Raw genomic sequence first — 20762 nt, forward strand, 5'->3', positions numbered from 1 at the left:
TTTAATATTGTATTTACAAAAGATCCATAAATTGCATTACATTCTCTTTACATTGTATTTTTAAATACAGTATCTATACAAAATAATATAGTGTTTTTTATTATAAAACATAAATTTATCTTATTTTAAAAGAACATTCTTTATTCAACAAAACTGAATAAATATTTTGATGATGAATTTGAGAAACCGGCATAATCCCTAGCGGGTATAGACCATATCGCAATACCTAAAAGCACAAATGAGCAGTTGTTCAAATTTTAACAATTAAGGTAATTATAAAATATTTATCACTTTATTATTGGTGATTTTATAAATAAGCACTGGATATTTTGCCCACAAAATGGCCTTTTTATCATATAATTTAGCACGCTAGCTAACAGCCCGCTCAAGAGACTTTTGATATGACAACCATTATCAAACAAGATGACTTGATCACTTCGGTCAAGGATGCCTTACAGTTTATTTCATACTATCATCCACAAGATTTTATTCAGGCAATGAGCCGTGCGTATGATCGTGAAGAAAACCAAGCAGCCAAGGATGCAATCGCACAAATTCTTATTAACTCGCGTATGTGTGCAGAAGGTCATCGCCCAATCTGCCAAGATACCGGGATTGTCAACGTATTTGTTGATGTGGGCTTAGACGTTAAATTTGATTTAACCTTGAGTCTTGATGATGCGATCAATGAAGGTGTACGCCAAGGTTACTTAGAAAATACCAACGTACTTCGTGCATCTGTTTTAGCAGATCCTGCGTTTGGTCGTAAGAACACCAAAGACAATACGCCTGCCGTGATTCATTATAAGCTCGTACCTGGCAACAAAGTTGATATTACCGTTGCAGCAAAAGGCGGCGGTTCAGAAAATAAATCTAAACTTGCAATGTTAAACCCGTCTGACTCGATTGTGGACTGGGTACTTAAAACTGTTCCAACAATGGGTGCAGGCTGGTGTCCACCAGGGATGCTGGGTATCGGGATCGGTGGTACTGCTGAAAAAGCCATGATGCTTGCGAAAGAAGCACTCATGGAAGAAATCAACATGGATGAACTGCTTCGTCGTGGTCCTCAAAGCAAAATGGAAGAGCTTCGTATCGAAATCTTCGAAAAAGTAAATGCTTTGGGTATTGGTGCGCAAGGTCTTGGCGGTTTAACCACTGTTCTTGATATTAAAATCAAAGATTACCCTTGTCACGCTGCGGGCAAACCAGTGGGTATGATTCCAAACTGTGCAGCAACTCGCCATGCGCATTTCCAACTTGATGGTTCAGGTCCTGCACACATTCAAGCACCTAAACTTGAAGATTACCCTCAAGTGGCTTGGGATGCATCGAAGTCTAAGCGTGTAAACCTTGACACCATCACTCAAGAAGAAATGAACTCTTGGAAACCAGGTGATACGCTTCTTCTAAACGGTACAATCTACACAGGTCGTGACGCTGCCCATAAACGTATGGTTGATATGCTAAACAACGGTGAAGAGCTTCCTGTAGACCTTAAAGGTAAGTTCATTTACTACGTTGGACCTGTTGATCCAGTGGGTGATGAAGTAGTTGGCCCTGCTGGCCCTACAACTGCAACCCGTATGGACAAGTTCACTCGCCAAGTCTTAGAAGCGACTGGCATGTTTGGTATGATTGGTAAAGCAGACCGTGGGCCTGCTGCAGTTGAAGCAATCAAAGACAACAAAGCTACTTATTTGATGGCTGTTGGTGGCGCTGCATACCTCGTATCTAAAGCGGTTCGTCAAGCAGAAGTGGTTGCTTTTGCTGACTTAGGTATGGAAGCGATCTACAAATTTGTCGTTGAAGATATGCCTGTTTCTGTTGCTGTCGATGTGAATGGTACGTCAATCCATGCGATTGCACCAAGAATCTGGCAAGAGAAAATCGGCAAGATTCCAGTTGTAGATGCAACAGCGGGTTAACCGAAATACATCAAAAAACACGCCTCAGGGCGTGTTTTTTTATTTAAATTATTACGCTACAACGAATGCGATAAGGTCGTTCCTCATGCAACTCAAGAGTATTAGTCAAATCATCACTTTACTTGGAGGGTTGTTCTTATTTGAATTGAGCCATGCGCAACCCGCATCTCAAGGCTCTATTGATCAACTCTTTGATATTTTAGAAATTAAACAAGATACCCAAGCAATTATCCAACCTCGACAGCTACAAGTGCTTGGTTTAAACCAAGAACAATTTTGGCAAGGTGTAGAACCTGAGCTCAAACAACTCTATCAAAAAAATCTATCCGAACAAGAAGTTCAAGCACTCAACCGTTTTTACCAAACCCCTGAAGGTCAATCACTTACAGTACAAATGCCCTTCTTGAGTCAAGAAACATATAATCATGTTATCAATCACATGATGCATAACACTTCTGTAAACAACAGCCTATTTAAACTCATAGGCATTGATAATATATAGTGATAAACATACAATTTGTAAGGTTTAGACACAAAATCCACTCATAGCAACATCGAGTAAAATAGTAATAGGAATCTAATATGCTTTTAAAAACAACGATTAAATCTGCTTTAACAATTGGACTAATGAGCTGTGCTGTCACAGCATTTGCTAGCCCTGCTCAACCGAAATCTGTTGATGAATTATTAAAATTAGCAAATATTGATCAGACTATTCAAAACTCAATTAACAATATGCAACCTTATTACTATCAGCAAGGTGTGACGATTGTTAAAGACTACACTCAGCATACAACGCTTAATCAACAAGAATTAAATGCAGCAAGCCAACTTAGTCAACTCATGCTAGGAACTACACGAAATATTTTAACTCAAAGTAATTTCCATGATGTAATGCAAAAAATTTATGCTCAACAGTTTAGCGAGCAAGAAGTACAAGCTTATATTCGTTTTTTGAAAACACCTGAAGGACAAGCAATTAACCGCAAGACCCCTGCATTAGTCGCTGAAACATCCAAGCAAATGGCACAAATCAGTACTTCAGTCATGCAACAACCCCAAATGAAACAACAGCTACAAGTACAAGTCGCAAACATTCTAAAACCGATCACGCCAGCTCCTCAGCCTACACCTGCACCAACAAAACCTAAAAAGAAATAAATAAACATAAAAAAACGCGCACATGGCGCGTTTTTTTATAGCTGAGTTTTAAGCAGATTTTGAATCAATGATTTTCAAATCTGTTTTCTCTACAGCCACTTGCTGACTTTTATGAATTCGCTCAGCTTTTACTTCAGGCTCAGCTTGATCATTAATCACAGCATCATTAATGATGACTGTACCGACATCTGTACGACTTGGTAAATCATACATGGTATCGAGCAAAACATTTTCCAGAATTGAACGCAAACCACGTGCACCTGTATTACGCTCTAGCGCTTTTTTAGCAACAGCGTGTAATGCAGACTCTTCAAAAACTAAATCTACATTTTCCATATCAAACAAATGTTGATACTGACGTGTTAATGCATTTTTAGGTTCAGTCAAGATCTGAATTAAAGCGTGTTCATCAAGTTCATCGAGCGTTGCAATTACAGGTAAACGACCGATAAATTCAGGAATCAGACCAAATTTTACTAGGTCTGTCGCTTCAACCTGACGGAATAACTCAGAGACTTTTTTATTGTCATCTTTATTCTTCACTTCAGCATTGAAACCAATACCACCTTTTTCCTGACGCTGCTGAACGATTTTTTCGAGTCCAGAGAATGCACCACCACAAATAAACAGAATATTTGAGGTATCAATCTGAATGAATTCTTGCTGCGGATGCTTACGCCCACCTTGTGGTGGAATCGATGCCACAGTACCTTCAATCATTTTCAGCAAAGCTTGCTGTACACCTTCACCAGACACATCACGAGTAATGGAAGGGTTTTCAGATTTACGGGTAATTTTGTCGATTTCATCGATATAGATAATGCCTTTTTGTGCTTTCTCTACATCATACTCTGCTTTCTGCAAAAGCTTCTGTATGATGTTTTCAACATCTTCACCCACATAACCTGCTTCGGTCAGTGTTGTTGCATCTGCCATGGCAAATGGTACGTCAAGCAAGCGTGCCAAAGTTTGAGCCAGTAAGGTTTTACCTGAACCTGTAGGACCAATCAGCAAGATATTGCTTTTCGCAATCTCAATATCGTCATGCTTGTGCCCTGTTTGTGACACTTTTAAGCGTTTATAGTGGTTATAAACTGCCACTGATAAGGTTTTCTTCGCCATATCCTGACCAATGACATACTGGTCAAGCGCTGCGCGAATTTCATGTGGCTTTGGCAAAGGACGGCTTGCCCAGTCACCTGAGTCGACTTGTTGACTGGTTTGTACCAAGTCAAGACATACGTCCACACACTCGTTACAAATGTATGCGTCCTCGCCTGCAATCAGTTTCCCGACTTCAGACTGCGTTTTACCGCAAAATGAACAATGTTTTTGTCCTTGAGGATGGTTGGACATATTTTCTCCAATAAATAATCTTTTACATTATGGGCGTTTAGTTAATACAGCATCAACTAAGCCATACTCTTTCGCAGCCTGCGCAGTCATGAAGTTATCACGATCTGTATCTCGTGCAACAGTTTCATAATCTTGACCGCTATGTTCTGCCATTAAGCGATTTAAACGCTCTTTAATGAACAGAATTTCACGTGCGTGAATTTCAATGTCCGATGCCTGACCACGGAAACCACCGAGTGGTTGGTGAATCATGACACGCGCATTTTCCAAACAATAGCGTTTGCCTTTTGCGCCTGCATTGAGCAAGAATGCACCCATAGATGCTGCCTGCCCCATACAGATCGTCGATACATCTGGTTTAATAAACTGCATGGTATCGTAAATCGCCATACCAGCCGTTACTGAACCACCTGGTGAATTAATATAAAGGTGTATATCTTTATCTGGGTTTTCTGCTTCTAAAAACAACATCTGAGCAACAATTAAATTTGCCATGTTGTCTTCAACTTCACCCGTCAGAAAAATGACACGCTCACGCAATAAGCGTGAAAAGATATCAAATGAACGTTCACCGCGTGAGGATTGTTCAACAACAACTGGAACTAAAGCATTTTCTATGTTTGGAACATACATACGTTTATTTATTCCTAAATTTTTATGACTTAAACCATAACAACAATATGAGGGATAAAAGTCAAAATTGCAAAACTATTCCTTATCTAAATAACAGATAAATAATCGGATTACACGTATTATCCACTGTATTAACAATTTTTCTACAGCATAAAAAAAGGCGCAACAAGCGCGCCTTTTTTTATGTCAAAGGATTAACCTTGTTGACGAGCTTGTTGCTCTTTCAGTAACTCTTCATAGCTTACCGCTTTGTCAGTTACTTTAGCAGAAGCCAAGATGAAATCTACAACTTGGTCTTCCAACACAACCGCTTCGATTTGCTGACGTTGTTTTGCATCGTTTTTGAAGTATTCAATCACTTCTGTTGGATCTTCATAAGAAGAAGCCATGTCTTCGATGTAAGCATCAACGCGAGCTTGATCAACTTCAAGTTTAGCATCAGCCAATACTTTGCTGACTAACACGCCAAGTTTAACTGACTTTTCAGCTTGCTCTTTGAACAATTCATCTGGAAGCAAGTTTGAATCAAATGCTTTCGCACCTTCAGCACCAAACTGTTGAGTGAATTGTTGGATCATTTGTTGACGTTGACGGTCAATTTCTTGAGCAACCATTGCATTTGGAACTTCGATTTCGTTTGCAGCAACCAATGCATCAAATGTAGCTGCTTTAACTTGGTTACGAAGACCATTTTTCACTTCACGTTCCATATTTTTGCGAACGTCTGCTTTTAGTTTTTCAACACCTTCTTCTTCAGTCAAACCAAAGATTTTCAAGAATTCAGCGTCAATTTCTGGAAGCTTTGGCTTTTCAACTTGTTTAACAGTGATTTTGAACTGAGCTTGTTTACCTGCAAGGTTTTCCGCTTGGTAATCTTCAGGGAAAGTAACGTCGATGACTTTCTCTTCACCCGCTTTCATACCAACAATGCCGTCTTCAAAGCCAGGGATCATACGACCAGAACCTAAAACAAGTTTAAAGTCTTGTGCAGAACCACCTTCGAAAGTTTCACCATCAATTGAACCTTCAAAATCGAAAGTCACTTGCATGTCTTTTTTCGCCATACCCTTGGTTACAGCCCAAGTTTGACGTTGTTTTTGCAAGTTTTCGATCATGAGATCAACGTCTTTATCGTTGATTTCAGTTGTTTTACGTTCAACTTCTAGTGTATCAAACGCATTGACTTCAACTTCTGGGTAAACTTCAACAGTCGCTTCAAAAACTAAAGCATCGTCTTTGTTTTCAACTTTTTCAATGTTAGGCATACCTACAGCATTGATTTTTTCTTGTTGAATTGCTTCAAATACTGTATCGCGAATGATGTCATTTACAACTTCTTGATAAATGCCTGCGCCATATTCACGGCGTACAACATTTACAGGTACTTTACCTGGACGGAAGCCGTTGATTTTCGCAGTTTTGGCAGTGCGTTTTAAGCGAGCTTCGAATTGCTCGTTAACACGGCTCGTCGGTACAGATACATTTAAACGACGGGCAACGCCCGAAACCGCTTCAGTCGTTACTTGCATGGCTTCCTCAATATTTAGTTAGTAGTAACAATTTTTCAAAGTCAAACATTATATGCCATCACGGCAGGATATACAAAACTTTGCGGAAATATTCTACTGAACAGATCAGATCATGCCAATTTTTAAATTTAATTAGGATTTTTTTATTCAGCTTATCGGATGCCAATCATTGTATTTTTTGTAGTGGATGAAGAGATATACCTATGAGTCTCACTCATAAATCTATAAAAACACTTAAAATCATAAAATCAATTAAAATAATAGATTATTAATAAAATCAACAATTTAACTTATGATGTAATTTTATGTATCTGTTTTTTCATATTCTACACTATTTTTTGATAGCAAAATCCAATTAAACAAGACTATTCTTACAAACAATAATCATTATTATTTTGCATATTCTTTACAAATAGCTAGATTTATCAATATGTCATTCATTCGCACCCGCAAAAAATTGGTCTCCTCTGCGATTGTGTCATCACTTTCGCTTGTTGCAACAACTGCTGCTATCGCAGCTGATGATGCGACTGAATTACCAACCATTTATAGCCATGCTTCTGCAAGCAATAGTTTAAAAGTTGATAAATCAGCCAACAAAAAATATGTTGCGCCTTTACTGGATACGCCCAAATCAGTAAGTGTTATTTCTCAACAATTGATTAAAGATACTCAAGTTACAACTTTAAGTGATGCTCTTCGTACAGTACCTGGTATTACGTTAGGAGCTGGTGAAGGCGGCAATCCAAATGGTGATCGTCCATTTATTCGCGGCTATAACTCAGAAAGCTCTATTTATGTCGATGGCGTGCGTAATGCTACATCTCAAAACCGTGAAATGTTTGACATTGAACAGGTTGAAGTGACTAAAGGTTCTTCTTCATCTCTAGGTGGTGCAGGTTCTGTTGGTGGGAACATCAACATGATTACCAAATTGCCACACGCAGGTGATTCAATTGAAGGATCTATTGCTGGTGGTACTGATGATTATCAACGTATTGTTCTAGATGGTAACAAAGACTTTGGTAATGGTATTGCAGGTCGTGTTGTTGTATTAGGACATCACAATGATAAACCAGGTCAAACTGATGGTGCAGAATATAAACGTGCAGGTATTGCACCAAGTATTACTTTTGGTCTAGATACCGATACACGTGCAACATTAAGTTATTACTACTTAAAATCAGATGATACACCAGATTCTGGTGTTCCTTACTGGGATGGCAAAACCAACACAGCTACAGGGAAACCTTTAACTGCGAAACAAGGAATTTACTACGGTTGGAAAGATCGTGATTTCCAAAAACAAGAAAACCAAATTGGTACAATCAAGTTAGAACATGACTTTAATGAAAATCTAACGATTGCCAATACGGCGATGTACAGCAAGTCTAAAAATGACTATGTTTGGACTCAACCAGATGACAGCCAAGGTAACATCGTTAATGGTAAGGTTTGGCGCCGTGCCGATACACGTATTACAGATACTGATGCATTTAACGATCAGTTAAGTCTCCGTGGTAAATTCAATACGGGCGCGATTAAACACAGTTTCAATGCTGGTTTAGAATACGGTTATCAATCATCTGATAAAGGTTCTTATGCTTTAACAGATCTCTCTAGAGTCGTTAACATTAATGGAAAAAACACGACTGTAAGTGTTAATAGTGGTAATAAATCCACTGGTTCATGCTCATCTTATTATGGTTTAGGAGCTGCATCTAACTATTGGTGTACAGATGCTTACAATCCGAACTCAAGTGATCCGTGGTTAGGTAAAATCACTGCAAATCCTAAATTATCAAATACCAAAACTGAAACGTATGGTGTTTATTTCTTAGATAGCATTGAATTTACACCAAAATGGCTTTTGGACTTAGGTCTTCGCTGGGACAAATTTGACACTGAGGAAGTTACTTACGCAACTTCAACAGCGGCCGAATCACGTGCAAAAAGCGATACTGATTTCTTCTCATACCAAGCTGGTTTAACTTACAAACCTACAGCAAATAGTAGTGTATATGCAAGCTTCGCAACTTCTGCAAACCCACCGGGTGCTGACCAAGGTGACGGCTCTGAATCAGTTGCTGCAAACCAAAGCGATCTTGATCCAGAAAAAGCACGTACATATGAAATCGGTACAAAATGGAATTTATTTAACGATCGTTTAAACTTAACAGCAGCGATCTTCCGTACCGAAAAACAAAACACACGCATCCAATTGAGTAATGGTACATACTCAAATATCGGTGAAAGCAAAGTTGATGGTTTAGAACTTTCTGCAAGCGGTAACATCACTGAAAAATGGGCTGTATCAGCAGGCTATACATATTTAGACAGCGAATTGACTAAAAATGGTTATAGCTGCCGAGGTACAACATGTACAGACCAATCAGGTTACAATGGCAACCAAATGCCAAACGTCCCTAAAAACAGCGCAACTTTATGGTCAACTTATAAAGTATTACCGAAGTTAACGATTGGTGCTGGTGCAGTCGCTATGGATAAAGTATTTGGAGATGCTGCAAATACTAAATACGTTCCTGGTTATGTTCGTTACGATGCTATGGCTCGTTATGACGTAAATAAAAATGTTAATTTACAGCTTAACCTAAACAACTTATCTGATAAGCGTTATTTCACTAAAGCTTATGCTTCTCATTATGCAACAGAAGCTGATGGTCGCAATGCTGTATTAGCGCTTAACTTCAAGTTCTAATCAATAAATTCCATATAACTACTATGGAATTCTATATAAAATAGCTCCTATGATAGGGGCTATTTTATATTCTATTTTTTAAGTTAAGAGGGTTCGCTATGATCCACCATATTTCCAATGTATTGAGTAAAGAACAGGTCCAATATTTTCGTAATGAAATGGACAAAATTGAATGGGTCAATGGCAAAGTAACCGCTGGTACACTCTCTGCAACTGTAAAACGCAATCAGCAATTACCTGAAGATCATCCGCTTACTCACCATCTGAGTAATATTATTCTTGAGGCACTAGGCACTCACCCATTATTTTTATCTGCTGCAATACCACTTGATATTATTCCTCCCCTGTTTAATCGTTATGAAAATCAGGAGTCTTTTGGTTTTCATGTAGACAACTCTATCCGTCGTATACGTGGTACAAACGAACGACTTAGAACCGATTTGTCATGTACTTTATTTTTAAGCGAACCTGAAGAATATGAAGGTGGTGATCTGGTCGTAGAAGACACTTATGGTTATCACGAAGTCAAACTTCCAGCAGGAGATATGATTTTATATCCATCTACCAGTTTGCATGAAGTGACGGCGATTACTTCTGGCTGTCGTATTGCTTCTTTTTTCTGGGTGCAAAGTATGGTGCGTGATGAGGCCGAACGACATATGCTTTTTAACCTAGATCAAACAGTACAAAACCTAAGAATGCAGCTAGGTGACAATCATAGCGAAGTCATTAAACTGACCAACCTTTACCATAACCTGATGCGTAAGTGGGCTGAACTATAAAACCACTTTACTAATTTCCCGAAAATATCTTCGGATCACTTTGGGAAATTAGTTTTTATTTGCATTTTAAGACCAATAAATAGAAAAAATTTCCAAACCTTGTGCAAAAAATGCAAAAAACGAAAAATATTTTTTATTGTGCAGCATTATAATAATCTTATTGAGTAATGTACCCGAGGTATTATGCCAATGTTATTTGCGATAGCATCTGCCCTGTGGTTTGAACTGCGCTTTGCGCGCACATAAATTTTATTTGCTCATTCAGTGCAAAAACTGAAATACAGTTGAATTCACTTCGTTTAGACACAAAATAATATAGTAGATTGCCCAATTACCCCTTGGCACTGCTGCTATGCAAGGAGCTATCCCCATGATGTTGGCTGACCCAAGCAAAAAATACCGTCGTATGTACCAACGCGTCGATTTACCCGATCGCCAATGGCCAAATAAGGAAATTACCCAAGCGCCTATTTGGATGAGTACCGACCTTCGTGACGGTAACCAAGCGATTTTTGAGCCAATGGATATGGAGCAGAAATTCAAAATGTTCCAGATGTTGGTGAAAATTGGCTTCAAGCATATTGAAATCGGCTTCCCGTCTGCATCGCAAATTGACTTCGACTTCACCCGTAAATTGATTGAAGAAGGTCATATTCCTGAAGATGTCTATATTGAAGTTTTAGTTCAAGCACGTGACCATTTGATTCAGCGTACTTTTGAAGCGCTTGAAGGTGCAAAACGTGCGATTGTACATATTTACAATTCAAACTCGCCAACATTTCGCAGCAAAGTTTTAAATGTGGATATTGCGGGAGCGAAACAACTTGCTATCAATGCTGCTGAAAAAGTCAAAGAATATGCAGCAAAACAACCAGAAACTCAGTGGATCTTCCAATACAGTCCAGAATGCTTCTCTGCAACAGAATTGGAAGTTGCAAAAGATGTCTGTGACGCTGTGACCGAAATTTGGGAAGCAAGCCCAGAAAATAAAGTGATTTTAAACTTACCTGCAACTGTTGAAGTGTCTACACCAAATGTCTATGCAGACCAAATTGAATGGATGCATCGCAACATTGCACGTCGTGATGGTGTATTAATCTCAGTTCACTGTCACAATGACCGTGGCTGCGGTATTGCGGCATCTGAACTTGCGATTATGGCAGGTGCTGACCGTGTTGAAGGTTGTGTATTTGGTAATGGTGAACGTACAGGTAATGTCGATGTCGCTGCAATGGCATTGAACATGTATACCCAAGGTGTTGCACCAAACTTAGATTTCTCCAACATCAATGAAATTATTGCAACAGTTGAAGAATGTACAGGTTTGCCAATTCACCCGCGCCATCCGTACGCAGGCGACTTAGTGTTCACTGCATTCTCTGGTTCACACCAAGATGCAATTAAGAAAGGCTTTGAATACCAGAAAAATGCTGAAATTTGGGATATGCCTTACTTACCAATCGATCCAAAAGACTTGGGTCGTGACTATGATGCCGTCATTCGTGTCAATAGCCAGTCGGGTAAAGGTGGGATCGCATACTTACTTGAATCTAACTACAACGTGGTTTTACCGCGCCGCTTGCAAATTGAATTTAGCCAAGTTGTACAACAACATACCGATGCTACGGCTAAAGAAATTTCAGCAACTGAAATCTGGACATTGTTCAAAGATACTTATGTTGCAATTAAAGACAAAAACTATAGTGCGAAAAACTATAAATTGTCCGATGAAAATGGCAACCAAATCGTTGAACTTGAAATCGAGATTGACGGTGAAACCCAACACTTGCGCGGTGAGGGCAACGGTCCAATTTCTGCCATTTTGAATGCCCTTCAGTTACCCATTGATGTCTTAAACTATGAAGAACGCAGTATCGGTTCAGGTGCCAATGCCAAAGCATTAGCCTTAGTTGAACTTCAAGTCAAAGGTACAGGCAAGAGCGCCTTTGGTGCGGGTATGCATGACAATATCGTCACCTCTTCAATTGAAGCGATTATTGCATGTACCAATCGCTTAATTGAGCAAGACTTGTTAAGCACAACAGATATCATTTCTGAAGCCGTTTAACCTTAAAAAAGATATTTTAAAAGGATACCCAAGTTGGTATCCTTTTCTTTTTAAAATTCCAAAATATAAGGCGATTTCTACTCGTGTCTTTTTCAGCTGACTCCGTGGGTTTGGTCGTCCCGCAAAAGTACCAATTCGAACAACCACTTGAACTGGAATGTGGTCGAGTTTTACCGCGTTTTGACCTCATGGTTGAAACTTATGGCACATTAAATGCCGAAAAATCCAATGCAATTTTAATTTGTCATGCACTTTCTGGGCATCATCATGCAGCTGGCTATCATCATGAAGATGATAAAAAAGCAGGTTGGTGGGATGCCTGTATTGGTCCAAATAAAGCTATCGACACCAACAAATTTTTTGTGGTTGCATTAAACAATATTGGCGGCTGTAGTGGTTCAACAGGTCCTATATCGCCTAACCCAGAAAATGATAATTTGCCTTATGGTCCAGATTTTCCTCTCGTCACTGTTCGAGATTGGGTCAAAACTCAAGCCATGCTTTCAGATCGTTTAGAGATCAATACATGGTATGCCATTATTGGTGGTTCTTTGGGGGGAATGCAGGCTTTACAATGGTCTGTTGATTATCCTGATCGCCTCAAAAACTGCGTGATTATTGCCAGTGCACCCAAGCTTTCAGCACAAAATATTGCCTTCAACGAAGTTGCCCGTCAGTCAATTTTATCCGATCCAGATTTTCATCATGGTCGCTATTTAGAACATGATAGTTACCCAAAACGCGGTTTGATTTTGGCACGTATGGTGGGTCATATTACCTATTTGTCAGAAGAAGCCATGAAACAGAAATTTGGGCGTGATCTCAAATCAGGTAAATTCATGTATGGTTTCGATGTGGAGTTTCAGGTTGAAAGTTACCTACGCTACCAAGGTGAACAATTTAGCCGTAACTTCGATGCCAATACGTATTTGATTATGACCAAAGCCTTGGATTATTTCGATCCTTCTCGTGAATATGAACAGTCACTGACCAAAGCCATGGCAAATACCCAATGCCGTTTCTTGGTCGTATCATTTACCACCGACTGGCGATTTAGTCCTGCGCGTTCTCAGGAAATTGTCAATGCTTTGATTAGTAACCATAAACCTGTCAGTTATATTGATATTGAAGCTGAGCAAGGTCACGATTCTTTCTTATTCCCAATTCCACTCTATGTCAAAACTCTCCGAGCATTCTTGGGCGGTGAAGACCATCTGGCAACGACATCCAAGGAGATTGTGTAATGCGTTTAGATCAACAACTCTCAGAAAAGTGGATTAAACCAGGTTCTAGTGTTTTAGATTTAGGGTGTGGCGATGGTGAACTTCTTGCCCACATGAGTAAAAAACATCAAATTCGTGCCTATGGACTGGAAATTGATCAAGAAAAGATTGCAATTGCGATCAGTCGAGGGTTAAATATTATCCAACAAGACCTCAACTTGGGGTTACATCGCTTTGCAGACCAGTCATTTGACTCTGTGGTCATGGCACAGGCGTTGCAAGCCGTTGATGCACCTGATGTTTTACTGAGAGACATGGTGCGTGTGGGGAAACAGGCGATTATTACCTTTCCAAACTTTGCACATTGGAAAACCCGTTCTTTTCTTGCATTGAAAGGAATGATGCCCGTTTCAGAAACATTACCCTATATGTGGTATAACACACCCAATATTCATTTATGTACTTTTCGTGATTTTGAAGCATTGTGTGCGGAAAATCAGATCCGAATTATTAATCGACTCGCCGTAAATGGGAATCAACAAGACAGTTTACTCAGTAAACATATTCCGAATTTATTTGGCGAGGTCGCTATTTATCGAGTAAGCGCCCTATGAAAAAAGTATTCTTTAGCACCATTCTGTTTGGTATTTTAAGTACTCAGGTTCATGCTGATTACCTGCCATCTCAGCAATCGACCTCCGCACAGGCTGCGCGTTACTCGACTATGGGCTTCAATGATTTATTGAGTGAAGCCAAAGCAGGTCAACCTGCTGCACAATTTTACGTTGCGACACGTTACCAAGCAGGTCGTGAAGTGTCTAAAGACCCGCATCAGGCATTTTTTTGGTATAAAAAAGCAGCCGATCAAGGTATTTCCGCAGCACAGCTCAATGTTGGACGAATGTTGGTTGAAGGCATTGGTACTGGCAAAAATGAAAAATTAGGGCGTCAATACTTGGAAAAAGCAGCGAGTCACGGCGATAACCGTGCCAGCTTTAACCTTGCGTTAATTGAAGAGCACAATAAAAATTATATGAATGCATACCAGTGGTATGAGCTTTCAACCCGTGATGGTATGTTGGACAACAAAGTTATTGATATGTCTCAAACCAAAAAAACGGCTTTGGCAGCTAACTTAACGCCTGAACAAATTCGTCAAGCCGTTGACCGTGCTGACAAATGGATTCAAGCGCAGTAATTTTTGCTCAAGTTCACAAGGGAAATCACGTATTTCCCTTGTGAGAGCATTGAAAATTTTCCCTCTATCTTCTCTCTTCAAACATCTCACATTCTTTTTGTTTTTCATCACTAAACTCGGCATAATTCTGCCCATGTTTTTCTAATTTTGATGATAATTATGTCTACTCCATCATGGCTGAATGCAGGTCAACTGGTTCTTGCCAGTAACAATAAAGGCAAAGTTGCCGAATTCGAAACCTTGTTTCAACAGCTGAATTTACCGATCGAAATTATTCCTCAAGGTCGTTTAAACATTGAAGATGCTGTCGAAGATGGTTTAAGTTTTGTGGAAAATGCGATCATTAAAGCACGTCATGCTTCTAAAATTTCGGGTAAACCCGCTTTAGCTGATGACTCAGGTATCTGTGTTCCAGTTCTTGGTGGCGCACCAGGGATTTACTCTGCTCGTTATGCGGGTGAGCATGGTAATGATGCTGCCAACAATCAAAAATTACTCGAAGACTTACAAGCATTTCGTAAAGATAACCAAGCGATTGAAGGCATGTTTGTTTGCGTATTGGCTTTGGTTGAACATGCAGAAGATCCATTACCTAAAATTTTTCAAGGCATTTGGGCAGGTGAAATTCTAGAAGCGGCTCGTGGTGAAAATGGTTTTGGGTATGACCCACTGTTTTGGCTGCCTGAACTGGGTAAAAGTAGTGCTGAACTCAGCAAAGCGGAGAAAAATCAGATCAGTCACCGTGGTCAAGCCATGCAACTGTTCCGTCAAAGCCTGACTCACGCTTAAGCAACGACTTCTCAAGGGTTAAATTATTTAGCCCTTGAGTACATGCCACACCAATCCAAAAATTAAAATGACCACAATACTAACGATCGTCCCTGCCGCAATATAACGTGCTGAATAACCTGTCCCCTGATAATGGGTTTCCAATGCCACAATATTGGCCGCAGGTGGTAAGCAAAATAAAAACAACATCAAGCCGATATAATCTTTAAACGTATCGATTGGAATACAGAAATAACTGACACTACAAATGATCGCCCCAAACATTAATTTTGGCAGCATGACGCGAACACTATGCCAAAGATCGGCTTTTTCAACTTTGGTGTGGCGTAGCCACATGCCCAGTACGCACATACCTGTAAACACCATCCCCACTTTGGAAAATTGATACAGATGCAGTACCCAGCTCGGTTCCTGAAAGTTTTGCACCTGTAATAAACGCAGAATTGCCGAAATAATTAAGGCAATCACAGGCGGTGAAAACACGACTTTCTTGGCTAAACTCAAGGTATCTTGGGGGGCTGAACTGACAGCCGAGACCGCCCAAATATTGCCAAATAACGATCCACCAATATAAAGCGCGATCATTGCGGAACTGATCTGATGCCCAAAAATTGCCAAAGCGAATGGGAAACCGAGCCATGCCAAATTGACATAACTGGCACAGAGTGCAATTAGCCGATCTTTAAAGAAATAAACAAAGCCAAGATAGACCAAAAATGCAGAGACAAAGCTAAACAACATCAGGCTTAAACTACCTGACTGGTAGTAAACCATGTTGTAAACAATCACAAAGGGAATAAAGAACCGCGCCAAAATACGTGAACAAACCGTTTTGATGGATTCGGCAGATTTTAATCTTGCAGTGAGCCAGCCAAATATAAATGCCAATGTTGGTAAAACTAAACTCACCCTGATCTCCTTATACTGTATGTTTTATAGCTTAATCACGATAAAACAGCCTTATGAAATTACTTGAAATTTCAAATAAAATCAAATCACAGCCCGTGAATCTATCCAGTTAGATGGGTGATGAATGATCAGTATGTTTTAAACGCTGTGCTGCAAAAATCAACAGCAAAATACCACTCAATACCATCATGCTTGCCAATAGCATTTTTAGTCCAAAAGGCTCATGTAACAATAGTACACCTGCCAGTAAAGCCAGACATGGCACACTGAGCTGCACAGTACTTGCAGTGAGAGAATCAAGTTTTTTCAAGACTTTATACCACAGCACATATGCCAAGGCAGAAGTTAATGTTCCTGAAATCACAGCAAAAACCACACCTAGCCCATGTAGTTTGACTTGATCAAAATGCCCCACACTAAGCAGTAGGCAGATCGGAATTGCCCACAAGAAATTTTGATAGGTCATCAGCACAGGTGATGTGCTAGACATTCCTAAAACGCTATATGCTGCCCAGCTCAAACCTGCAATCACCATCATCAGCACATAAAAAACAGGTGGTGCATGACTGGCTGGCAAGAATAATATTAAAATCCCAGAAAATGCTAGAAGCAGCCCGAATGCTTTTGCCCATGTCATTTTCTCTCCAATATATAAGGCATACAGTGCCATGCTGATTTGTACTGTGCCAAACAGCAACAGGGCGCCCAAGCCTGCATCTAGCCGTACATACGCCACAGAAAACGCCAAAATATACCCTGTTAAATACACGCCCCCTTTCCAATGTAGACGGTTGGGCTTGAGTTGCTGTGTTGATCTAAGTAACAAAGCCAACACCAAAGCACCACTGAGCATCCTAATCAGGCTAAAGCTGTATGGGTCAATCATTTGCTGGGTGAGTGCCAAACGACAAAAGATCGAATTTGCTGCAAATGCACTCATCGCAAGCGCGATTTTTCCCCACATCATCGTCAATATCCTTATTGATGACAGCGATTTCAGTCTATAAAAATCATTTCCTGTCCAAAAAATTTCATCAAGCCGACTCAACCAGAGTAGCTAAACTCAATGGTTTGAACCACTCTCTGTGGCTGCCCATGTTGGGTTTTCTCGAGCCATATACAGTGCTGTGAAAAAATCCGCAAAAAATTAGAGCAACGTGTCCCATAATTTGGACTGACAATAAAGGTTGATGACAGGAGTTGTTCTAATTCTAGAGAAATGCCTGTCTGTGGCAACTGCTCAGGCAAACGCTGACGCGGGTCTTCTAAAATATCCCAAGCCACCTGTTGCAGCTCAGACTCAGTAACATCAGGCAATGCCAATAATGGTAAAAGTTCCTGCACAAACCGCTGACGCAAATGCTGATTTTTTGCCCAGTGTTCCGACATCAAACCATTTGATACCACATACACCCCATTCGCCAAAACTTGCGGCGCTTCACCACGATTGCTCATATAGACCGCTTGCTGTCGATCTCCCATAATCAGGTTAAAGCCTGCATAATCTTGCTGATGCTGTTCGAGTTGCTGCCCGAAACGAATGGGTGGCAGTTCTGAAGCCAGATAATCCGCCACAATGTCACCACGTGAAGTCGGATAGGTTCGCTGATCTGATGCATCGCGATAGTTGGTAATCACCGCCCAACGCCCCACCTCAGTCATTCCCATCCATGTTCCCCCCGACTGCAAGTCCTGCCCTGCAATAATCGGACTATTTTCCCAATGCTTTAAAGCTTGGGTTGGACGTGCGTAAAACTCGTCACGATTGGACAATAAACACAGAGGCAAGCCTTCAATCACCTGCCAAGCCAGCGCCACAATACACATCATAGTTCCTTTGTATCTTTAAACATTGAATGTACAACAATTTTAAGGTTTATCGGCTAGAATCTTGCCAAACATACAGAAATGAAAGGAATAGTCATGCTGACCTATCCCAACATCAATCCAATTGCGATTGAGCTTGGTCCGCTCAAAGTACACTGGTATGGGTTAATGTACCTCTTGGCATTTTTATGTGCATGGGGACTTGCCAACTATCGTGCCAAACAACGCACCGACTGGACAGCCGAAATGGTCTCCGATTTGGTCTTTTATGGAGCTTTAGGCGTTGTACTCGGTGGTCGGATTGGCTATGTGCTTTTCTATGAATTCGATAAATTTCTTGCCAATCCACTCTGGTTGTTTCAAGTCTGGACAGGTGGCATGAGTTTTCATGGCGGCTTTATCGGTGTCATGGTTGCCATGCTGTTATGGTGCAAGAAATATCAAAAGACGTGGTTTCAGACCATGGACTTTGTCGCACCTTGCGTACCCACAGGCTTAATGTTTGGGCGTATTGGGAACTTTATTGGTGGAGAATTGTATGGTCGTCCTGTGACCGATCCGAACTATCCATTTGGGATGATCTTCCCGACCGATCCGTTGCATTTAGTTCGTCACCCATCACAAATTTACCAAGCGCTATGTGAAGGTTTATTGCTGTTTATCATTTTATGGTGGTTTAGCAACAAACCTCGCCCACGCATGGCAGTTTCAGCTTTATTTTTGATTGGCTATGGTTTATCACGTTTCTTTATGGAATTTTTCCGCGAACCCGATGCAGATCAGGGCTTCATCCTGTTTGGTTGGGTCACAAAAGGTCAAATGCTGTCTTTCCCGATGATTGTTGCAGGTTTACTGTTAATGGCATTTGCCTACCAGCGTAAAATTTATGACTGGACACTGCATAAATAAAAGCAAAAATACAGTAGAGCATAAGGGGCGAAAGCCCCTTTTTTTATGCTAAAGTGCCACACTGCTTCCATCATGTTATTGAGATAAGATGCTCGAATTTTGGTTTGAATCGAATACAACACTTGCCAAGAAAATCCTGATTTTACTGATCACGGTTGCCATCGCTGCGGGGCTGTATCTCTATAAACCACTTCCTGCTTCGGTCATCCTGATGTTTACAGGCACAGGTTTGGTGTTTTTAATTTGCCGTTATGCACGTTTACAAATTGCCAAAAATGATCCAAGCCGCTTTTTATTCCGCGTATTTACATGGATACCCCTCGCCCTGATCTTGGCTTTATTGTTTATGAAAACCATGAATGACTTACTGATTTTAGGGGTTCAGGGACTCGCCTTTATGGCGCTGAGTGTTTTTATTTTTTCTCCACTGGCACATTTGTCAAAACCCACTTCTTCTGAATCTTAATTATGCTGCAATTTTGGTACTCTGAACGCTGTAACCGCCACGTGAAACTCACCATCACCATCGCTATTTGTGTCATTACCATGCTACTGTCAAAGGTATCAGCTCTCCCCTCTCTTTGGGTGGGAATCTGTGTCGTGATTGGCGTGTTTATGCATCTGATTTATCAATATGGCGCACGCTATCCTTATACAAAAATTCTAGTTTGGATTTTACCTGCGGGTGGACTGATTGCCCTTGGCTTACAACCCAACAATGCGCTATGGGCGTGGTTGGGGCAAGGACTCGGTTTTATTATTTTGGGTCTTTTTGTGATGTCTATTTATCAAAACCGAGCCAAACGCTAACAGGGGTTATGCACAATCCCAGTTATAAAGCACTTTAGAAAAATCACGATTTTTCAGATCATTGGGGTGTATAAAAAAATTGCCCACACCGCAATCACCCCACATGATGTCTACTCCATTGTCGGTATCCGAATCAATCTGTAGCAACAGCACATAATCCTGAATGGTCGGATTAAACTCGCGCGGATCAGATTGGGTAAAGAATGGATAACCGCCAATTCGATGCCCATTGGCAGGGCACAAATCTGCATACGGCTCATAGCATTCTTCATAAAAATCTTCACCCTCGAATTGTTCCTCAAAGTCAAAGACTTGATCGACCGCTAAAATTTGTCGACCGAAATGCGTATCTTCAATACTGATATACTGCTCGGTTGGGTTAAATGTCAGCGCGTATTGTCCTGTGAGTGGAGAATAAACCTCATCAGCATTTGACGAAGATGGAAACACTTGATGCAATTGCGCCAAATCTTGTGTCACCTGCTCAAAATACTGTACTCGAAAGTCTTGCTGTAAACGTGGCTCATCAAAATCTGCACCGTACAAATCATCTGTACCAATAAAAAACTGCAAGATCCCTGTACTTGGAAAATCGGGATGGGCAGGCATTTCAGAAAAATTAAGCTGAGCCAGCAACTTCAGTGGTCGACCTTCACGATCAACAGGATAAGAAGCTGTTAAAGGTAAATAAGGTTCTCCACCGACTTTACTTTGCCACAAATTTAAATCTTCAGATGGGCTCAATTGTATTTCAATGCTCGGTTTTGCCGAAGCCAAAATCTGATTTTTATAGGCCTGCAACGCTGCGGGCAACTGCTGTAGATCAATGGTCATTTTTGCTAATTAAATATTATTGGGCTTTGATGGCGATTAGTATAAACTTCTCAGACTGACAAATCTTGGCATAAACGCCATAGTGCG

General features: G+C 40.5%; 20 protein-coding genes. 13 read left to right on the top strand and 7 right to left on the bottom strand.

Features of this window, described 5'->3' with window-relative positions; all coding sequences use genetic code 11:
- Positions 1-401 precede the first annotated feature (401 nt).
- The 3 genes from GBN19_RS04095 to GBN19_RS04105 all read left to right on the top strand — a co-directional run bounded on the left by GBN19_RS04095 (position 402) and on the right by GBN19_RS04105 (position 3089).
- Positions 402-1928, top strand: coding sequence for a fumarate hydratase (locus tag GBN19_RS04095; protein ID WP_151710278.1), 1527 nt, complete (start codon positions 402-404; stop codon positions 1926-1928).
- Between the two features lie 85 nt (positions 1929-2013).
- The gene (locus tag GBN19_RS04100; RefSeq protein WP_151777273.1) at positions 2014-2430 is read left to right on the top strand and encodes a DUF2059 domain-containing protein; all 417 of its coding nucleotides are present in this window, start codon (positions 2014-2016) and stop codon (positions 2428-2430) included.
- An 80-nt stretch (positions 2431-2510) separates the two neighbouring features.
- A complete protein-coding gene (locus GBN19_RS04105; protein WP_151777274.1) occupies positions 2511-3089 on the top strand; it encodes a DUF2059 domain-containing protein in 579 nt (192 codons plus the stop codon).
- A gap of 48 nt (positions 3090-3137) precedes the next feature.
- Here GBN19_RS04105 and clpX read toward each other — a convergent pair whose 3' ends face one another.
- From clpX to tig, 3 genes are all read right to left on the bottom strand, one after another.
- Positions 3138-4445: an ATP-dependent protease ATP-binding subunit ClpX gene (clpX, locus tag GBN19_RS04110; protein ID WP_151777275.1), complete on the bottom strand. Its 1308-nt coding sequence runs from the start codon at positions 4443-4445 to the stop codon at positions 3138-3140.
- A gap of 27 nt (positions 4446-4472) precedes the next feature.
- The gene (clpP, locus tag GBN19_RS04115) at positions 4473-5078 is read right to left on the bottom strand and encodes an ATP-dependent Clp endopeptidase proteolytic subunit ClpP (protein ID WP_004753838.1); all 606 of its coding nucleotides are present in this window, start codon (positions 5076-5078) and stop codon (positions 4473-4475) included.
- Positions 5079-5272: 194 nt separating this feature from the next.
- Positions 5273-6607, bottom strand: a complete 1335-nt coding sequence (gene tig, locus GBN19_RS04120; protein WP_151777276.1) for a trigger factor — start codon at positions 6605-6607, stop codon at positions 5273-5275.
- A 430-nt stretch (positions 6608-7037) separates the two neighbouring features.
- On the opposite strand from tig, the gene GBN19_RS04125 reads away from it, so the two are divergent.
- From GBN19_RS04125 to rdgB, 7 genes are all read left to right on the top strand, one after another.
- Positions 7038-9326: a TonB-dependent receptor gene (locus GBN19_RS04125; protein ID WP_151777277.1), complete on the top strand. Its 2289-nt coding sequence runs from the start codon at positions 7038-7040 to the stop codon at positions 9324-9326.
- A 98-nt stretch (positions 9327-9424) separates the two neighbouring features.
- Positions 9425-10108, top strand: a complete 684-nt coding sequence (locus tag GBN19_RS04130; protein WP_151777278.1) for a Fe2+-dependent dioxygenase — start codon at positions 9425-9427, stop codon at positions 10106-10108.
- Between the two features lie 370 nt (positions 10109-10478).
- Positions 10479-12176, top strand: coding sequence for a 2-isopropylmalate synthase (gene leuA, locus GBN19_RS04135; protein WP_151777279.1), 1698 nt, complete (start codon positions 10479-10481; stop codon positions 12174-12176).
- Between the two features lie 83 nt (positions 12177-12259).
- Positions 12260-13420: a homoserine O-succinyltransferase MetX gene (gene metX / locus GBN19_RS04140; RefSeq protein WP_151777280.1), complete on the top strand. Its 1161-nt coding sequence runs from the start codon at positions 12260-12262 to the stop codon at positions 13418-13420.
- Positions 13420-14013: a methionine biosynthesis protein MetW gene (gene metW, locus GBN19_RS04145; protein ID WP_151710286.1), complete on the top strand. Its 594-nt coding sequence runs from the start codon at positions 13420-13422 to the stop codon at positions 14011-14013. Before metX ends, metW begins: the two co-directional genes overlap by 1 nt.
- The gene (locus GBN19_RS04150; protein WP_151777281.1) at positions 14010-14597 is read left to right on the top strand and encodes a tetratricopeptide repeat protein; all 588 of its coding nucleotides are present in this window, start codon (positions 14010-14012) and stop codon (positions 14595-14597) included. Before metW ends, GBN19_RS04150 begins: the two co-directional genes overlap by 4 nt.
- A gap of 159 nt (positions 14598-14756) precedes the next feature.
- Positions 14757-15386 (top strand): RdgB/HAM1 family non-canonical purine NTP pyrophosphatase, encoded by a 630-nt coding sequence (rdgB, locus tag GBN19_RS04155; protein ID WP_151710288.1) that lies wholly within the window; start codon positions 14757-14759, stop codon positions 15384-15386.
- 27 nt (positions 15387-15413) lie between these two features.
- Here the strand turns inward: rdgB and GBN19_RS04160 are convergent, their stop codons facing one another.
- From GBN19_RS04160 to GBN19_RS04170, 3 genes are all read right to left on the bottom strand, one after another.
- Entirely contained in the window at positions 15414-16295 is an 882-nt protein-coding gene (locus GBN19_RS04160) for an AEC family transporter (protein WP_151777282.1), read from the bottom strand.
- Between the two features lie 109 nt (positions 16296-16404).
- The gene (locus GBN19_RS04165; RefSeq protein ID WP_151777283.1) at positions 16405-17262 is read right to left on the bottom strand and encodes a DMT family transporter; all 858 of its coding nucleotides are present in this window, start codon (positions 17260-17262) and stop codon (positions 16405-16407) included.
- Positions 17263-17339: 77 nt separating this feature from the next.
- Entirely contained in the window at positions 17340-18122 is a 783-nt protein-coding gene (locus tag GBN19_RS04170) for an NRDE family protein (RefSeq protein ID WP_151777325.1), read from the bottom strand.
- 96 nt (positions 18123-18218) lie between these two features.
- Between GBN19_RS04170 and lgt the strand changes: the two genes are divergently transcribed.
- The 3 genes from lgt (at position 18219) to GBN19_RS04185 (ending at position 19841) form a co-directional block, all read left to right on the top strand.
- The gene (gene lgt, locus GBN19_RS04175) at positions 18219-19031 is read left to right on the top strand and encodes a prolipoprotein diacylglyceryl transferase (protein ID WP_151777284.1); all 813 of its coding nucleotides are present in this window, start codon (positions 18219-18221) and stop codon (positions 19029-19031) included.
- 88 nt (positions 19032-19119) lie between these two features.
- Positions 19120-19497 (top strand): hypothetical protein, encoded by a 378-nt coding sequence (locus tag GBN19_RS04180; RefSeq protein ID WP_151777285.1) that lies wholly within the window; start codon positions 19120-19122, stop codon positions 19495-19497.
- Positions 19498-19499: 2 nt separating this feature from the next.
- Entirely contained in the window at positions 19500-19841 is a 342-nt protein-coding gene (locus GBN19_RS04185) for a hypothetical protein (RefSeq protein ID WP_151710294.1), read from the top strand.
- 6 nt (positions 19842-19847) lie between these two features.
- Here the strand turns inward: GBN19_RS04185 and GBN19_RS04190 are convergent, their stop codons facing one another.
- The gene (locus tag GBN19_RS04190; RefSeq protein ID WP_151777286.1) at positions 19848-20675 is read right to left on the bottom strand and encodes a YwqG family protein; all 828 of its coding nucleotides are present in this window, start codon (positions 20673-20675) and stop codon (positions 19848-19850) included.
- Positions 20676-20762 lie beyond the last annotated feature (87 nt).

Source organism: Acinetobacter brisouii (assembly GCF_008993995.1).
GTDB classification, from domain to species: domain Bacteria; phylum Pseudomonadota; class Gammaproteobacteria; order Pseudomonadales; family Moraxellaceae; genus Acinetobacter; species Acinetobacter brisouii_A.

Excerpts from the sequence above, each read along its gene's own strand:
- GBN19_RS04180 (WP_151777285.1), top strand. The coding sequence starts at position 19,120 with ATGCTCGAATTTTGGTTTGAATCGAATACAACACTTGCCAAGAAAATC.
- clpP (WP_004753838.1), bottom strand. The coding sequence starts at position 5,078 with ATGTATGTTCCAAACATAGAAAATGCTTTAGTTCCAGTTGTTGTTGAA.
- GBN19_RS04130 (WP_151777278.1), top strand. The coding sequence starts at position 9,425 with ATGATCCACCATATTTCCAATGTATTGAGTAAAGAACAGGTCCAATAT.
- GBN19_RS04165 (WP_151777283.1), bottom strand. The coding sequence starts at position 17,262 with ATGATGTGGGGAAAAATCGCGCTTGCGATGAGTGCATTTGCAGCAAAT.
- GBN19_RS04185 (WP_151710294.1), top strand. The coding sequence starts at position 19,500 with ATGCTGCAATTTTGGTACTCTGAACGCTGTAACCGCCACGTGAAACTC.
- rdgB (WP_151710288.1), top strand. The coding sequence starts at position 14,757 with ATGTCTACTCCATCATGGCTGAATGCAGGTCAACTGGTTCTTGCCAGT.
- metW (WP_151710286.1), top strand. The coding sequence starts at position 13,420 with ATGCGTTTAGATCAACAACTCTCAGAAAAGTGGATTAAACCAGGTTCT.
- GBN19_RS04100 (WP_151777273.1), top strand. The coding sequence starts at position 2,014 with ATGCAACTCAAGAGTATTAGTCAAATCATCACTTTACTTGGAGGGTTG.
- GBN19_RS04170 (WP_151777325.1), bottom strand. The coding sequence starts at position 18,122 with ATGTGTATTGTGGCGCTGGCTTGGCAGGTGATTGAAGGCTTGCCTCTG.
- GBN19_RS04125 (WP_151777277.1), top strand. The coding sequence starts at position 7,038 with ATGTCATTCATTCGCACCCGCAAAAAATTGGTCTCCTCTGCGATTGTG.
- GBN19_RS04105 (WP_151777274.1), top strand. The coding sequence starts at position 2,511 with ATGCTTTTAAAAACAACGATTAAATCTGCTTTAACAATTGGACTAATG.
- GBN19_RS04150 (WP_151777281.1), top strand. The coding sequence starts at position 14,010 with ATGAAAAAAGTATTCTTTAGCACCATTCTGTTTGGTATTTTAAGTACT.
- GBN19_RS04095 (WP_151710278.1), top strand. The coding sequence starts at position 402 with ATGACAACCATTATCAAACAAGATGACTTGATCACTTCGGTCAAGGAT.
- tig (WP_151777276.1), bottom strand. The coding sequence starts at position 6,607 with ATGCAAGTAACGACTGAAGCGGTTTCGGGCGTTGCCCGTCGTTTAAAT.
- GBN19_RS04190 (WP_151777286.1), bottom strand. The coding sequence starts at position 20,675 with ATGACCATTGATCTACAGCAGTTGCCCGCAGCGTTGCAGGCCTATAAA.
- leuA (WP_151777279.1), top strand. The coding sequence starts at position 10,479 with ATGATGTTGGCTGACCCAAGCAAAAAATACCGTCGTATGTACCAACGC.
- clpX (WP_151777275.1), bottom strand. The coding sequence starts at position 4,445 with ATGTCCAACCATCCTCAAGGACAAAAACATTGTTCATTTTGCGGTAAA.
- lgt (WP_151777284.1), top strand. The coding sequence starts at position 18,219 with ATGCTGACCTATCCCAACATCAATCCAATTGCGATTGAGCTTGGTCCG.